Below are 15240 nucleotides of genomic sequence, written 5' to 3' on the forward strand. Positions count from 1 at the left end.
GCCGCGTGAATGCAGGGCCATCAAGTGCGCTGCCCTGCACCGGAAAGGCACCGGCCACCGCACAGGTGGCCGGTGCGGGGTACATCAGGCGGCGACGATGTTCACGATCTTGCCCGGGACGATGATGATCTTGCGCACCGTCAGGCCTTCCATGAACTTGGCCGCGTTCGGCTCGGCCAGTGCCAGCGCCTCGACCTGCTCGCGCGCGGCATCGGCCGCCACCTCGATGGTGCCACGCAGCTTGCCATTGACCTGCACGGCCAGGGTCAGCGCATCGCGCACCAGCGCGCCGGCATCAGCCTGCGGGAACGGCTGGTCTTCCAGCAGCGTCTCGCCATGGCCCAGCACCTGCCACAGGGCATGGCTGGCATGCGGAGTGATCGGGTTCAGCAGCAGCACGATGGCCTGCAGCGCTTCCTGGCGCACCGCGCGGCCTTGCTCGCTGCCGTCCTCGAACTTGGCCAGCGCGTTCATCAACTCCATCACCGCCGCAATGGCGGTGTTGAAGCTGTGCCGGCGGCCATAGTCGTCGCCGACCTTGCCGATGGTCTCGTGGGTCTTGCGGCGCAGCGCCTTCTGGTTGGCATCCAGTGCGGCCACATCCAGTGCCGGCGCAGCACCGTCGGCGGCATGCTTCTGCACCTGCGCCCACAGGCGGCGCAGGAAGCGGGCCATGCCATCCACGCCGGCTTCGTTCCACTCAAGCGACTGTTCCGGCGGTGCGGCGAACATCGAGAACAGGCGCACGGTGTCGGCGCCGTACTTGCCGACCATCGCCTGCGGGTCCACGCCGTTGTTCTTCGACTTGGACATCTTCTCGGTGCCACCGACCACCACCGGCTGGCCGTCGGCAATCAGGGTGGCGCCAGTGATGCGGCCACGCTCGTCGCGCTGCACTTCCACATCGGCCGGGTTGATCCAGTCCTTCGAGCCGTCCGGGTTCGGGCGGTAGTAGGTCTCGGCGATCACCATGCCCTGGCACAGCAGGTTGCGCGCCGGCTCGTTGCTGTCCACCATCCGCGCGTCGCGCAGCAGCTTGTGGTAGAAGCGGAAATACATCAGGTGCAGGATCGCGTGCTCGATGCCGCCGATGTACTGGTCGACCGGCAGCCAGTAGTTGCCGCGCTTGTCGACGGCATCACGGGCACCCGGCGAGGTGTAGCGGGCGTAGTACCAGCTCGACTCCATGAAGGTATCGAAGGTGTCGGTCTCGCGCTCGGCCGCGCCGCCGCAGTCCGGGCAGGTGGTCTTGCGCCATTCCGGATCGGTCTTGATCGGCGAACCGGTACCCGAGAACGCCACGTCCTCCGGCAGCACCACCGGCAGCTGCTCTTCCGGCACCGGCACCGCACCGCACTTGGCGCAGTAGATCACCGGAATCGGGCAGCCCCAGTAGCGCTGGCGGCTCACGCCCCAGTCGCGCAGGCGGTAGTTGACCCGGCGCTGGCCCTGGGCCTTGCGCTCGAAACGTTCGGCCAGGGCTTCGAAGGCGCCCTGGAAGTCCAGGCCGTCGAATTCGGCCGAATTCACCAGTTCGAAGGCGCGGCTCTTGTCGCTGTACCAGTCCTGCCAGCGGCTGCCGTCCCAGTTGCGCTCCTCTTCAGTGCGCGCATCCTTCAGCGCGATCACCTGCTTGATCGGCAGGCCGTACTTGTTGGCCACTTCGTTGTCGCGCTGGTCATGGCCCGGGACGGCCATCACCGCGCCGGTGCCGTAGCCCATCAGCACGAAGTTGGCGACCCAGACCGGCACCGGTTCGCCGGTGACCGGATGCAGCGCGCGCAGGCCGGTGTCCATGCCGCGCTTTTCCTGGGTTTCCAGTTCAGCCTCGGACACGCCGCCCTGCTTCAGGTCGGCCAGCATCGCCGCCAGCTCCGGGTTGTTCTTCGCCGCATGCAACGCCAACGGATGCTCGGCGGCGATCGACACGAAGGTCACGCCCATCACGGTATCCGGACGGGTGGTGAACACGCGCAGCGGGTCCAGCGCGCTGCCATCGACGTCGCGCACGTCGAACTGGATTTCCAGACCTTCGGAACGGCCAATCCAGTTGCGCTGCATGGTCTTGACCGATTCCGGCCAGCCGTCCAGTTCGTCCAGGCCGTCCAGCAGTTCCTGGGCGTAGTCGGTGATGCGCAGGAACCACTGCGGGATCTCGCGCTTCTCGACCAGGGCGCCGGAGCGCCAGCCACGGCCGTCGATGACCTGCTCGTTGGCCAGCACGGTCTGGTCCACCGGGTCCCAGTTCACCACCGCGTTGCGGCGGTAGGCCAGGCCCTTGCGCATCAGGCGGGTGAACATGCGCTGCTCGTGGACGTAATAGTCCGGACGGCAGGTGGCGAACTCGCGCGACCAGTCGATGGCATAGCCCAGCGACTGCAGCTGGCTGCGCATGTGGTCGATGTTCTTGTAGGTCCAGGCCGCTGGCGCGGTCTTGTTCTTGATCGCGGCGTTTTCCGCCGGCAGACCGAACGCGTCCCAGCCCATCGGCTGCAGCACGTTGTGGCCGGTCATGCGCTTGTAGCGGCTGATCACGTCGCCGATGGTGTAATTGCGCACGTGGCCCATGTGCAGCGCACCGGACGGGTACGGAAGCATCGACAGGCAGTAGTACTTCGGCTTGTCCGAAGTCTCGTCGACTTCGAAGGCACGGGTGGCGTCCCAGTACTTCTGGGCGGCGGATTCAACCTGCTGCGGGTCGTAGGCGTTGGTTTCAGCGCTGGTCATGGAACACGCGGATGCGGCGGCAAAGCGGTACAGCGTACCGCAGTGCGGCAAACGTCTCCAATCCTGCCCGCCGACCGCCGGCGCCGCCAGCGCCCGGAGCCGGTCTCAGCGCGGTCGCGACAGCGGCAGGGCCAGTGCCAGCCAGACCGCCCAGCAGGCGAATGCAAGCCGTTGTGCCAGTGGTGCCGGCAGCACACCCTGCAGCGCAAAGGCAGCCAGCGCCGCCAGCACGCCACAGGCGAGCGCCACCCCGCCCAGGGCGCGACCGTGCGTCTGGCGCAGCTGCGAGATGCCCAGCAACAGGGTGCCGGCGACGAAGCCCAGCACCCAGACCATCCAGGCACTGGCGTGCAGCTGGCTGGCCGGCCCGTGCAGATCGTCCACATCCAGCGGCATCAAGCCCATCGCGGCGAAGGCCAGCCCGCCCAGCAACAGCATCTGGCTGCCCACCCGCGGCGCCCAGCCAGCGCTGGCCGGCAGCTGCCGGCGCAGGCACTCGGCCACGACCACCGCCAACAGGCCCGGCAGTACGAAACCCAGCAGATTGAAGGCCAGCGCGTGCGGCACACCCTGCGCGCCCAGCAGGGCCACCGGGTGCCGCGCCTGTGCATAACCTTCCAGGCCGGTGCCGAAACCCAGCACCGCCAGCACGAACAGCAGCGCGGCGATCAGCCCGGACAGGCGCAACAGCGGGGACAGTGAAGACATGCAGGCTCCGGAACAACAGCGACAGGAAGGCCGCATTGTCGGGTATTTGCCGCAGCCCGGGTTGAGACCGACATCGATCGTCACCATAGAATCGGTCTCCAGATGCCAAACGATGCCTCTCCCATGACCGAGACGACCTACGTATTCGACGCCACCACTGCGACCTTCGAGGCCGAAGTCCTGCAGAAGTCGCTGCAGACGCCGGTGCTGGTCGACTTCTGGGCCACCTGGTGCGGGCCGTGCAAGAGCCTCGGCCCGATGCTGGAAAAGCTGGCGGCCGAATACAACGGCGCCTTCGAACTGGCCAAGGTCGACGTCGACAAGGAGCAGCAGATCGCTGCGGCTTTCCAGATCCGCTCGGTGCCGACCGTGTTCCTGGTCAAGGGCGGCCAGCTGGTGGATGGCTTCCCCGGCGCCATTCCGGAAGGCCAGTTGCGCGAGTTCCTGGCCCAGCACGGCATCGTGCCGGCCGACGTCGGTGACACCGCTGCCGAGGACGAAGCACCGCTGGACCCGCAGGCACAGGTGGACGTGCTGCGCGCACAGATCGCCGCCGAGCCGGACAAGGATGAACTGAAGCTCGATCTGGCCCTTGCCCTGCTGCAGATCGGCGGTGTGGACGAGGCCGGCACGCTGATCGACGGCCTGCCCGCCAACCTCGCCACCGACGACCGCGCCGTGCGCGCCCGCGCGCGTCTGTCCTTCGCCGCTGCACTGAAGGACGCGCCCGCGGCCGAGGTGCTGGACGCGCGCATTGCCGCCGATGGCAACGACCTCAAGGCCCGCCACCTGCGTGGCGTGCAGTTGCTGCTGGGCGGCCACGACGAGGCCGCGCTGGCGCAGTTCCTGGAAATGCTGCGGATCGACCGCACCTTCGAAGAAGGACTGCCGCGCAAGGCCCTGATCGACGCCTTCAATGTGATCTCCGACGAGGACCTGGTCGGCCAGTACCGCCGCCGGATGGCCTCCCTGCTGTTCTGAACGGGAACATGCTTCGTTCAGAATCCCTGCACTGAACGCGGGCAATAATGCGCTGGATGGCGGCCGTACGGCCGCCACGATCCGTTCGGGGGGATGAGGTCGGGGCCATGGGGTCTTGCAGCTGCGCCCCCGCATTGCCGGGATTGCAAACTGTGACCTTCGTCCGCTCGCTGTTGTTCGCCATGCGCTTCCAGGGTGCCTTGCTCTGCGCCCTCCTCCTGCTGCCGGGTCTGGCCGGTGCCCAGGACTGGAACTACCGGGTCCGTCCCGGCGATACCCTGTGGGACCTGGGTGGCCTGTACCTCAAGCCTTCGGTGCCCTGGCAGCAACTGCAACAGCACAACCGCATCGACAATCCCTACCAGCTGCCCCCCGGCCAGCTGCTGCGCTTCCCCATCAGCTGGCTGCGCATCGAACCGGCGCCCGCCCGCGTACTGTCCGTGCGTGGCAAGGTCGAGCTGTCTGGCGCCGACGGCAGCGCCACGCGCGCGGTCCTGGCCGGCGAGCAGCTGCGTATCGGCGATACCGTGCAGACCGAAGGCGACTCCAGCATCACGCTTGAATTCGCCGATGCCTCGCGCCTGCAGTTGCGCGAGCATTCGCGCCTGCGCCTGGACCAACTCAGCCGCTATGGCCATACCGGCATGGTCGACACCCGCCTGCGCCTGCAGCAGGGACGCGCCAGCAACCGGGTGACGCCGGCCCGCGGTCCGGCATCGCGCTACATCATCGATGCCCCCACCGCCACCAGCAGCGTGCGCGGCACCGTATTCCGGGTCAGTGCCGGCGACACCGGCCAGGTCGGGGCCACCGAGGTCCTGCAGGGCAAGGTGCAGGTCGGCAACACCCACGGCCAGCGCCTGGTCCGGCCGGGACAGGCCACCCGCAGCGGCAGCGCTGACGCAGCCCCCGCTGCGGTCTCTCCCCTGCTGCCCGCTCCGACGCTGCGCAACGACCAACTTCGGCTGGCGCCGCTGCCGACCCTGCTGGCCTGGGAAGCGGTTCCCGGCGCCGCACACTACCGCGTGGAAGTGGTACAAGCCGCAACACCGGAAATTCTGCTCTTTGCCGCGACCACCGCTGACACCCACCTGGCCATCGGCGACCTGCCGCCCGGCCAGCTGCGTATCCTGCTGCGTGCTGTCGACGCACAGGGTGTGGAAGGCCTGGATGCCAGCGCCGATTTCGAACTCAGCGACCAGCCGCCGCCGCCACTGACGGTGGCCCCGCTGCATGGGCAGACGATCAACAGCGACCGACCGCGCTTCCGTTGGAGCCAGGCCCCCGGCGCGCGCAGCAGCGTACTGCAGATCGCCGCCGAGCCGAGCTTCGTGCAACCGCTGCAGGAACAGACGACCCCTGGCACCGACCTGCGCCTGGCGCAGCCACTGCCGCCGGGCCAGTACTTCTGGCGCGTGGCCTCGCGCGATGGCAACGGCCACCAGGGCCGCTACGGCCAGGCGCTGCCGCTGCAGCTGAGCAATGAACCGGTTGATCCGGCGCTGCAGCCGCCGGAAGCCGCGCATGGCGAGCTGACGCTGCGCTGGCAGGCGGGCAGCGAAGGCCAGCGCTATCGGGTGCAGGTCGATCGCCGCGGAGACTTCAAGGCGCCGCTGGTCGATGAGACAGTGGTCGAGCCGCAGGTCAGCTTCAAGCGGCCCTGGAGCGGCACCCTGCACGTGCGCGTGCAGTACATCGACGATGACGGTCATGCAGGCGAGTACTCTCCTGCGCAGCAGATCAAGCTGCCCTGCCGCCTGTGCTACGGCGCTGGCGGCGGCGCCCTGCTGCTGTGGCTGTTGTTATGAGGCGCTCGCCACTGCCGTGGTCGAAGCGGATCCTGCTGGCGCTGCTGGCCGGCGTGCTGACCGTGATCGCCAGCCAGGGCCAGTGGCTGTGGCGGCAGGATGAAGCCGCCTACGATGCCATGGTCGGCAACTGGGACTATCGTCCCGATCCAAGCGTGCTGATCGTGGCGATCGACGAAGGCAGCCTGCAGCGCATCGGCCAGTGGCCGTGGCCGCGCTCGATCCACGCACGCCTGCTGGATCGCCTGACCGATGCCGGCGCCGAGCGCGTCGCGCTGGACCTGATGCTGTCCGAGCCGGACCGCCGCGACAGCCGCCAGGACGAGGCGCTGGCCGCGGCCATCCGCCGCAATGGCCGGGTGGTGCTGCCGGTGCTGGCCGCGCCCGCGGCCGGTGATCGCATGGCCGAGGAAATGCTGCCGGTACCGCAGATTGCGGCCAGTGCCGCCGCCATCGGCCACACCGATGTTGAAGTGGACGGCGATGGTGTCGCCCGCGGCGTCTACCTGCACGCTGGCATCGGCATGGCCCATTGGCCCGCGCTCGGATTGGCCCTTGCGGGCCTCCCCGCGGGCGCTGTGCGCGGCCTGCCCGACCCCGATCCGGGGGTGAGCTCGCCCTATCAATGGCGACGCGACGACTACGTGCGGGTGCGCTACGCCGGTCCGCCCGAGCGGCTGCCGCAGGTTTCCTACGTGGACGTGCTCGATGGCCATGTAGACATGGCGATGTTGCACGGCCGTCGCATCGTCGTCGGCATGACCGCCAGTGGCATCGCACCACGGCTGTTGACGCCGACCACCCGCGAGTTCTGGATGAGTGGCAGCGAGTACCAGGCCAACATCGCCTCGATGCTGCTGCAGCACAAGCAGATCGACCTGCTGCCGCGCCTCTGGCAGCACGCCATCAGTGGTGTGGTGGTTGCGCTGTGCGTGCTCCTGCTCGGCCTGCGCCTGCCGTGGCTGGCCGCGCTGGCATCACTGCCGGCGGCGCCGTTGCTGAGCTGGGTGCTGCTGCGCGCAAGCGACCTGTGGTGGGCGCCGGCTACCGCCATGCTGGGCGTTCTGCTGGTGTTGCTGGCCTGGGCGATCTGGCGGATCTCGGCCTGGCACCGCCAGGCCAACCGCGACGCGCTGACCGGTCTTGGCAACCGCCTGCGCTTCGAGCAGTCGCTGCAGCAGGAATGCGATGCCGCCCGGCGCAGTGGCAAGCCGTTGAGCCTGGCGCTGATCGACGTCGACCATTTCAAGCGCCACAACGACCGCCATGGCCACCAGGTGGGCGACCGCGTGCTGCGCGATGTCGCCCGCCTGATCGGCGCGCATGCGCGGCGCCCGCGTGACATGGCCGCACGTTACGGCGGTGACGAATTCGCACTGGTGCTGCCGGATACGCCAGCCGAGGGGGCGCGCCTGGTGATCGAGGACCTGATCGCATGCGTGCGGGCGCTGCCGGCGCCCGGCGATGCCAGCGACGGTGCCGTCACCCTCACCATCGGCGTGTTCACCCGCGTGCCTGACGGCGATCTGCAACCACACCATTTCGTCGAAGGCGCCGACACCGCGTTGTACCAGGCCAAGGCCAATGGGCGCGACGGGTATGTCATCGACGGCCCATGAGGCAGGATATGCACACCACCTGTAGAGTCGAGCTTGCTCGACTGCCTCCGCCTCATTCCAGCGGCCAGCGACACCACGCAAGCGGATAGTCTCCCAGCCGGGATGTCAGGCCCGCGCGCACGGGGTTGGCCAGTACATACAGTGACTGTTGCCGAACATCCTCCTCATTCCGGATCAGATGATCGTAGTAGCCCGCTGCCACACCGGCCGTCCTTCATCGGAGTGCGCAGTGACTGCAATGGCCACTCTGGACTTCAGTGACTGCATGCATCGCCCCAGGGTTCCTTGACGCAGCTGCATGACCCCAAGCTCGACTCTACAATTCGCCGGACCACGCCCGAATCGTGCGGACGCTCGCCCGGGGTGCAACATACGCATGCGAATGGTTAGACTGGACACCTCGCCCTGCGCCCCGGACCCGCATGAACGCCCGCCTGTTCCGCTTCGGCATCAACCTCTGGCCGCCGTTCCTGTTCACCGGCATCCACGTCACCCGCATCACTCCCGACTACCGGCAGATCGATGTCGAACTGCGATTGCGGCCCTGGAACCGGAACTATGTCGGTACCCACTTCGGCGGCAGCCTGTTCGCGATGACCGATCCGTTCTGGATGCTCGGCCTGCTGCATATCCTTGGCCGTGACTACTACGTGTGGGACCGCGCCGGTGCCATCGATTTCCTCAAGCCCGGCCGCGGTACCGTGCGTACCTCGTTCCGCATCGACGACGCACTGCTGGACGAACTGCGCGCCGAAGCCGCCGCTGGTGACAAAGTGCTGAGATGGTTCAGCAATGATGTCGTCGATGAAAGCGGCGAGGTGGTCGCCCAGGTGCGCAAGCAGGTCTACCTGCGGTTGAAGCCACACGCACGCTGAGCGCGCTTCAGTCGCGTCCCGCCGCAGTCGAAGCCGATTCCTTCTGCAACGGCACCGACAGCCACGGGTTCTCATCAGCGCTGCGCGCTGGAGAGCGACGCGGCACCTGCAGGTGGCGGCCATCGGCCGACAGTTGCGGCGCCCGCACCGGCGAGCGGAACTGCACCGGCAGCCGCTGCAGTGCGTCCACCGGATCATCCGTCTGCTGCCGCAGCCAACGCTGCGCCCCCAGCAGCCGCACCATCGCCGCGGCATCCTGTGGCCGTGACGAATAGGCAGGATAGATCGGCGCGGCCATATCGGTCAGCACGCAGCCCATGACGTTCGACAGGCAACCGAAGTCATGCTGCGGTGGCGCCGGCACTGGCAACGGGCGATCCGCTTCCAGCGCCGCTGTGGCTGCCGCGCCACAGGCCCAGCCGAGATTGCCGGCCGCGCGGGCCAGGGTGCTGCTGCGATCCAGCACCAGCACGCCGCCGAACTCCCGCGCCGATGTCTCGATCGCCGCGCGGTTCATCGCATACTCGCCCTGCATTGCCCGGCACAGGCTCTGCTCGTCGGCCCGCATCGGCTGCAGCGCCTGTTCGCATTCCGTTGGCAGCGGGTGGCCGGCGGGTAGTTCGACCAGCATGTCGGCCAGCAGCTGGGCATTGGCCTGGACCAGGCTGGCGCCGATGATGCTCTCGATCAGATAGCTGCTACCCGGCACCAGCCGCCTTCCCAGCAGCAGTCCACGGCAGCTGCCGCGCAGTGCGCCGTCGATATCGCCCTGCACGTAGTCCAGCGCGTGCGCGCTGGTGGCATCCACCACCAGGCCATAGGTCGGCAACGGGACCAGAATGCCGTCGCCCTTCGGCTGGAACGGCGACATGAAGTAGTCCGCTTCGGCCAGCTGATCCAGCCGCGCATGCAACTGCTGGTGGCCGGCGTGGGCGTCCACGAAGCGTTGCGGGTTCGCGCGGACCTGGGCGAGGCAGCCGGTGGCGGCCGGCCCGCAACTGGCACCGGGCCGCGAGCGCAGCTCGGCATGGTTGGCCGCCAGGTGTGTCTGGCCGCCGCTGCTGCCCTGCAGGTCCGCCTCCCAACGGCGCACGTCCTCGGCCAACGCCTGCTCGCGCTGGCGGGCATCCAGATCGTCGAACGGCAACGTCCACAGCAGCGCATAACCATTGCGCCCGGCCGCCGGCAGGCGTGCCTCCAGCCGTTGCTGCGCCTGCAGGCGTGATTCAGGCACCGGCCACATGCGCGATGCGCACCACACCACGATGGCCAGCACCAGCAGGCCCGCCAGGGTCCAGCCCAGTCCGCGCAGAATCTTCAACACAGCTTCCCTTCCATGTGTCGTTGCCGCAGTCGATTCCCCAGCGTAATCGACCGGCGGTGGCCGCTACAATGCGCACATGTCGCTCGAAGCCCCCGCCCTGGTCCCCCGCCCCTCCCTGCAGCGCCTGTTCCTGACCGGCCTGCTGACCCTGCTGCCGATCTGGCTGACCTGGGTCGTGGTCAAGTTCGTGTTCGTGCTGCTGTCGGGCATTTCCAGCCCCTTGGTGGTACCGCTTTCCGAGCAGATCGCGACAAGCTTCCCGCATTACCTCGGCTGGGTCCGTGCCGAGTGGATCCAGGACACCATCGCCCTGCTGGCTACCCTGCTGGTGATTCTGGCGGTGGGCGTGGCCAGCCGCCGCGTGCTCGGCCAGCGCCTGCTGCGCTGGGTCGGCGCGATCATCAAGCGCATTCCCCTGGCCAGCATCATCTACGACAGCGCCAAGAAGCTGCTGGACATGCTGCAGACCGAACCGGGCAGTACCCAGCGCGTGGTGCTGATCGACTTCCCGCACCGCGACATGAAGTCGGTCGGCCTGGTCACCCGCGTCATCAAGGAACACGGCACCGACCGTGAGCTGGCGGCGGTGTACGTGCCGACCACGCCGAACCCGACCTCGGGTTACCTGGAAATCGTGCCGGTGGAGCTGCTGACCCCGACCGACTGGACCGTCGACCAGGCCATGAGCTTCATCATTTCCGGTGGTGCCGTCGCACCGTCCAGCGTTCCGTTCACGCGCGCAGGCGAACGCAGCGAATGACCGCGGCGCCGGTCGAGCGCCCGCTGCAGGACCGCGCGGTCCTGCTGTTCATCGTGCTGGCCGCATTTTTCTGCGGCAACGCGGTGCTGGCCGAGCTGATCGGGGTGAAGATCTTCGCGCTGGAAGACACCCTCGGCATCGATCCGCTGAACTGGAACCTGTTCGGCCAGACCGGCTCGCTCAGCTTCACCGCCGGCACCCTGTTGTGGCCGGTGGTGTTCATCATGACCGACACCATCAACGAGTTCTTCGGCAAGCGCGGCGTGCGCTTCATCTCGTGGCTGGCGGTGGTGCTGATCGGCTACGGCTTCCTGTTCGCCTTCGCCGCCATCTCGCTGGCGCCGGCCAGCTGGTGGGTCACCTCGATGGACGGCCACGGCGTGCCCGACTACCAGGCCGCGTTCGCGGCGGTGTTCGGCCAGGGCATGTGGACCATTGCCGGTTCGCTGGTGGCCTTCCTGCTCGGCCAGTTGATCGACGTGGCGGTGTTCCATCGCATCCGCCAGGCCACCGGCGAACGCCACGTGTGGCTGCGCGCGACCGGCTCGACCGCGATATCGCAGGTCGTGGACAGCTTCGTGGTGATCTGGATCGCCTTCGTGCTCGGCCCGCAGCACTGGCCGACCTCGCTGTTCCTTGCAGTCGCCAGCGTCAACTACGTGTACAAGATGGGCTTTGCGATTGCCCTGATTCCGTTGCTGTACCTGATGCGGCGGGCTATCACCCGCTATCTGGGCGCCGATCGCGCGGCGGCGTTGCGCGCCGCCGCGGCGGCTGACTGAAGCCCCAGCGCCACCAAGCTGACTGCGCCTTCACGCTGGCCGTACGCGCGCGGATCGTGCAAGCTCCACGGTCTGTGTTCCACGGAAGCTTCTTGATGCCGTATTCCCCCCGCGTCCTGGCCGCCGCCATTGCCGCGTTGTTCCTGTTCAGTGCCGTGCCGTCGGCCGAAGCAGCGAAGAAGAAGGCCAGCCGCCCTGCCACCGCGCAGACCCGCCAGGCCGCCAAGCCCAAGGCCAGGCCCGCCCGCGCCACCGCGCCGGCCCGTGGCAGTTCGGCGCGCCGCGCCGCGCCACGCCCGGTCGCACCGGCCCGTGCCGTACCCAAGCAGGTGCAGCTGGAGCGCCTGTATGACGAATACTGGGATGCCTCGATGCGGCTGAATCCGCTGCAGGCGACCTTCCAGGGCGAGCCCCGCTACAACGACCAGCTGCCCAACATCCTGTCCGCCGCCTGGCGCCAGCAGTCGCATGACTTCACCACCGAGTGGCTGGGCAAGGTCGAGAAACTCGGCAGCGACGGCCTGCAGGGCCAGGACCTGCTCAGCTACGAGATCTTCGTGCGCGACGCGCGCGCTTCGCTGGCCGCCGAGCGCTACCCGAGCTGGATGATGCCGATCAGCCAGTACTACAACATCGGCAGCATCATGGCGATCCTCGGTGCCGGTGCCGGCGCGCAGCCGTTCAACACCGTGCAGGACTACGACACCTGGTCGCGCCGTTCGCTCGGCATTCCCGAGCTGTTCGACCAGGCCATCGACAACATGCGCCAGGGCATGAAGGCCGGTGTGGTACAGCCGCGCGACCTGATGGAAAAAGTGCTGCCGCAGCTGGATGCGGTGATCAAGCCGACCGCCGAAGAGAGCATCTTCTGGTCGCCGATCCGCACCATGCCGAACACCATCCCGGCCGAGGACAAGGCGCGCATCAGCGCCGAGTACAAGCGCATGATCGAACTGCGCATCATGCCGGCCTACCGCGCCCTGCGCGGCTTCATCGCCACCGAATACCTGCCCGCCACGCGTGCCAGCAGTGGCCTCGGCGCGCTGCCCGATGGCCAGGCCTGGTACGCCAACCTGATCGTGCAGACCACCGCCAGCGACCAGACCGCTGCGCAGCTGCACGCGCTGGGCGAACAGCGCGTGCAGGAACTGCAGGCCCAGATCGCCACGGTGATGAAGGATGCCAAGCTGCGTGGTACGCCATCCAAGCTGCTGCGCAGCATGCGCAATGACCGCCAGTTCCAGTACGGCGACGCCAATGCGCTGATCAACCGTTACCGCCAGGTGCAGCAGCAGGTCAATGCGCGCCTGCCGCAGGTACTGGACACCCTGCCCAAGTCCACCCTCGAAGTGCGCGCGGTGGAACCGGAGCGTGCGTTGACCGCCGCCGCCGCGGCCTATCAGCCGTCACCGGCCGGGCAACCGGGCGTGCTGTACGTGAACACCCGCGACCTGCCCAGCCGCAAGCGCTGGAACGTGCCGGTGCAGTACCTGCATGAAGCGATCCCCGGCCACCACGTGCAGCTGGGCCTGCAGCAGGAACTGGCCAAGCTGCCGCGCTTCCGTCGCCTCGGTGGCGACCTCGCCTTCGTCGAAGGCTGGGGCCTGTACGCGGAAACGCTGGGCGAGGACCTGGGCGTCTACACCGATCCCTACGACCGCATCGGCTACCTGTACTCGCGCCTGCTGCGCGCCGCCCGCGTGGTGGCCGACACCGGCGTGAACGCACAGGGCTGGAGCAAGCAGCAGGCTGTGGCCTACCTGCAGAAGACCGTGGACATGAGCAGCGATGACGCCAACGCCGAAGTCGAGCGGATCATGGCCCAGCCCGGCCAGGCACTGTCCAACGTGGCCGGCCTGACCACCATCGTCGCCCTGCGCGACAAGGCCAAGGCACGCCAGGGCACCGCCTTCGACCTGCGCCGCTTCCACGCCGAACTGCTGAAGGACGGCTCGATGCCGCTGGACGTGCTGGACCGCAAGATGGAACGCTGGATGGCCCAGCCCGCCAGCGCTACGCCCGCCCCGTCACCCTGACCCTTCCGGAGCCGCCATGCGTCCTGCCGTCGCCCTGTTCGCCGTCGTGCTGGGCCTGCTGCCGCTGGCCACCTCCGCCGCTCCGGTGCTGACCCCACCGGATGCGGGCATCGACGGCCTGATGCAGGCCTACGATGGCCAGGTACCCGGCGCCGCCGTGCTGGTACTGCACGACGGGCAACCGGTATTCCGCCGCGGCTACGGCCTGGCGGTGGTGGAGGACGGCACCACGGTCACCGCGGCCAGCAACTTCCGGCTGGCCTCGGTCAGCAAGCAGTTCACCGCTGCGGCGGTGCTGCTGCTGGTGGAGGATGGCCGGCTTGGGCTCGACCAGCCGGCCCGGCACTGGCTGCCCGAGTTGCCGCCCGCCGCCGCAGCCATCACGCTGCGCCAGCTTCTGTCACATACCAGCGGCCTGCTCGACTACGAAGACCTGATGGCCCCTGACGACACCCGCCAGGTACATGACGCCGATGTGCTGACCCTGCTGTCGCACGAAGACCGCCTGAACTTCGCACCTGGCACGCAGTATCGCTACAGCAACAGCGGCTATGCATTGCTGGCACTGATCATCGGCCGCGCCTCCGGCCAGGATTTCGCGAGCTTCCTGCAGCAGCGCATCTTCCGCCCACTGGGCATGGCGCATACGGTGGCCCACCAGGATGGCGTGGACACGGTCGCCGCACGCGCCTATGGCTACAGCCAGATCGACGGTCACTGGCAGCGCACCGACCAGAGCACCACCAGCGCAGTGCTCGGTGATGGCGGCATCTATTCCTCGCTGGACGACCTGGCCCGCTGGGATGCGGCGCTGTACGACGACCGCCTGCTGTCGAAGGCCTCGCGCCGCGCGATGTTCAGCCCGGCCACGGCAACACCCGAACCGGATGTGCCGCACTACGGCTTCGGCTGGCGCCTGAATGGCCCGGTGCAATGGCACAGTGGCGAAAGCATCGGCTTCCGCAACGTGATCGTGCGCCATGCGGACAAGCACCTGACCGTGATCGTGCTGACCAACCGCAACGACCCCGAACCCTATCCGCTGGCGCAGAAGATCGCCCAGCGCTGGCTGGACACCCTGCAATGAGCGATGACGCCTGCGCCCTGCTGGGCATCCACCACGCCGCACTGATCTGCAGTGACTACGCACGCTCGAAGGACTTCTACGTGCGCGTCCTCGGCCTGCGCGTGCTGGCCGAGAACCACCGCAGCGCGCGCGACTCCTGGAAGCTGGACCTGGCCCTGCCCGACGGCGGCCAGCTGGAACTGTTCTCCTTCCCCTCCCCTCCGCCCCGGCCCAGCCGCCCGGAAGCCCAGGGCCTGCGCCACCTCGCCTTCCGCGTGGCCGCGCTGGAGCCGTTCATCCAGCGCCTGGCCGCACATGGCGTGGCCTGCGAACCGATCCGCGTGGACGAATACACCGGCCGCCGCTTCACCTTCTTCGCCGACCCCGACGACCTGCCGCTGGAGCTGTACGAGGTCGGTTGAGCGTTTTTCAATCGTGATTTATCCATGCATGGCATGGATCTACGTGTCGACCAAGGTCGACACCCACCAAGAGCAGGCCGTGCCATTCCGACAGATTGCGGAGACCTGTCGAAGGCGGGGTGGGTCCGGTTG

General features: G+C 68.0%; 12 protein-coding genes. 9 read left to right on the forward strand and 3 right to left on the reverse strand.

The window, feature by feature from the left end; genetic code table 11:
* Positions 1–84 precede the first annotated feature (84 nt).
* Together leuS and N5D91_RS05495 are read right to left on the reverse strand one after the other, a co-directional pair.
* A complete protein-coding gene (leuS, locus tag N5D91_RS05490; protein WP_110714360.1) occupies positions 85–2727 on the reverse strand; it encodes a leucine--tRNA ligase in 2643 nt (880 codons plus the stop codon).
* 105 nt (positions 2728–2832) lie between these two features.
* The gene (locus N5D91_RS05495) at positions 2833–3435 is read right to left on the reverse strand and encodes a DUF998 domain-containing protein (protein ID WP_110713068.1); all 603 of its coding nucleotides are present in this window, start codon (positions 3433–3435) and stop codon (positions 2833–2835) included.
* 123 nt (positions 3436–3558) lie between these two features.
* On the opposite strand from N5D91_RS05495, the gene trxA reads away from it, so the two are divergent.
* The 4 genes from trxA (at position 3559) to N5D91_RS05515 (ending at position 8718) form a co-directional block, all read left to right on the forward strand.
* A complete protein-coding gene (gene trxA, locus N5D91_RS05500; protein WP_153855790.1) occupies positions 3559–4416 on the forward strand; it encodes a thioredoxin in 858 nt (285 codons plus the stop codon).
* A gap of 107 nt (positions 4417–4523) precedes the next feature.
* Positions 4524–6224 carry a FecR domain-containing protein gene (locus N5D91_RS05505; protein WP_180853817.1) on the forward strand — a complete coding sequence of 567 codons (1701 nt, stop codon included), beginning with the start codon at positions 4524–4526 and terminating at the stop codon, positions 6222–6224.
* The gene (locus N5D91_RS05510; RefSeq protein WP_110713072.1) at positions 6221–7843 is read left to right on the forward strand and encodes a CHASE2 domain-containing protein; all 1623 of its coding nucleotides are present in this window, start codon (positions 6221–6223) and stop codon (positions 7841–7843) included. Before N5D91_RS05505 ends, N5D91_RS05510 begins: the two co-directional genes overlap by 4 nt.
* A 422-nt stretch (positions 7844–8265) precedes the next feature.
* On the forward strand, positions 8266–8718 hold the full coding sequence (locus N5D91_RS05515) for a DUF4442 domain-containing protein (RefSeq protein ID WP_153855788.1): 453 nt from the start codon (positions 8266–8268) through the stop codon (positions 8716–8718).
* Between the two features lie 7 nt (positions 8719–8725).
* Here the strand turns inward: N5D91_RS05515 and N5D91_RS05520 are convergent, their stop codons facing one another.
* The gene (locus tag N5D91_RS05520; protein ID WP_110713075.1) at positions 8726–10042 is read right to left on the reverse strand and encodes a hypothetical protein; all 1317 of its coding nucleotides are present in this window, start codon (positions 10040–10042) and stop codon (positions 8726–8728) included.
* Between the two features lie 76 nt (positions 10043–10118).
* Between N5D91_RS05520 and N5D91_RS05525 the strand changes: the two genes are divergently transcribed.
* The 5 genes from N5D91_RS05525 (at position 10119) to N5D91_RS05545 (ending at position 15108) form a co-directional block, all read left to right on the forward strand.
* Complete coding sequence (locus N5D91_RS05525; protein WP_100440472.1) at positions 10119–10802, forward strand: DUF502 domain-containing protein; 684 nt, start codon at positions 10119–10121, stop codon at positions 10800–10802.
* The gene (locus N5D91_RS05530; protein ID WP_110713077.1) at positions 10799–11584 is read left to right on the forward strand and encodes a queuosine precursor transporter; all 786 of its coding nucleotides are present in this window, start codon (positions 10799–10801) and stop codon (positions 11582–11584) included. The genes N5D91_RS05525 and N5D91_RS05530 overlap by 4 nt, the downstream gene beginning before the upstream one ends.
* Before the next feature lie 95 nt (positions 11585–11679).
* Complete coding sequence (locus N5D91_RS05535; protein WP_180853818.1) at positions 11680–13620, forward strand: DUF885 family protein; 1941 nt, start codon at positions 11680–11682, stop codon at positions 13618–13620.
* A 16-nt stretch (positions 13621–13636) separates the two neighbouring features.
* The gene (locus tag N5D91_RS05540; protein WP_180853819.1) at positions 13637–14707 is read left to right on the forward strand and encodes a serine hydrolase domain-containing protein; all 1071 of its coding nucleotides are present in this window, start codon (positions 13637–13639) and stop codon (positions 14705–14707) included.
* Positions 14704–15108: a VOC family protein gene (locus N5D91_RS05545; protein ID WP_180853820.1), complete on the forward strand. Its 405-nt coding sequence runs from the start codon at positions 14704–14706 to the stop codon at positions 15106–15108. The genes N5D91_RS05540 and N5D91_RS05545 overlap by 4 nt, the downstream gene beginning before the upstream one ends.
* The last annotated feature ends 132 nt before the right edge of the window (positions 15109–15240 follow it).

Source organism: Stenotrophomonas sp. GD03794 (assembly GCF_029842145.1).
Taxonomy (GTDB): domain Bacteria; phylum Pseudomonadota; class Gammaproteobacteria; order Xanthomonadales; family Xanthomonadaceae; genus Stenotrophomonas; species Stenotrophomonas riyadhensis.

What these genes read in the sequence shown, in the direction of transcription:
- leuS (WP_110714360.1), bottom strand. Translation starts at nt 2,727, where the DNA reads ATGACCAGCGCTGAAACCAACGCCTACGACCCGCAGCAGGTTGAATCC.
- N5D91_RS05495 (WP_110713068.1), bottom strand. Translation starts at nt 3,435, where the DNA reads ATGTCTTCACTGTCCCCGCTGTTGCGCCTGTCCGGGCTGATCGCCGCG.
- trxA (WP_153855790.1), top strand. Translation starts at nt 3,559, where the DNA reads ATGACCGAGACGACCTACGTATTCGACGCCACCACTGCGACCTTCGAG.
- N5D91_RS05505 (WP_180853817.1), top strand. Translation starts at nt 4,524, where the DNA reads ATGGGGTCTTGCAGCTGCGCCCCCGCATTGCCGGGATTGCAAACTGTG.
- N5D91_RS05510 (WP_110713072.1), top strand. Translation starts at nt 6,221, where the DNA reads ATGAGGCGCTCGCCACTGCCGTGGTCGAAGCGGATCCTGCTGGCGCTG.
- N5D91_RS05515 (WP_153855788.1), top strand. Translation starts at nt 8,266, where the DNA reads ATGAACGCCCGCCTGTTCCGCTTCGGCATCAACCTCTGGCCGCCGTTC.
- N5D91_RS05525 (WP_100440472.1), top strand. Translation starts at nt 10,119, where the DNA reads ATGTCGCTCGAAGCCCCCGCCCTGGTCCCCCGCCCCTCCCTGCAGCGC.
- N5D91_RS05530 (WP_110713077.1), top strand. Translation starts at nt 10,799, where the DNA reads ATGACCGCGGCGCCGGTCGAGCGCCCGCTGCAGGACCGCGCGGTCCTG.
- N5D91_RS05535 (WP_180853818.1), top strand. Translation starts at nt 11,680, where the DNA reads ATGCCGTATTCCCCCCGCGTCCTGGCCGCCGCCATTGCCGCGTTGTTC.
- N5D91_RS05540 (WP_180853819.1), top strand. Translation starts at nt 13,637, where the DNA reads ATGCGTCCTGCCGTCGCCCTGTTCGCCGTCGTGCTGGGCCTGCTGCCG.
- N5D91_RS05545 (WP_180853820.1), top strand. Translation starts at nt 14,704, where the DNA reads ATGAGCGATGACGCCTGCGCCCTGCTGGGCATCCACCACGCCGCACTG.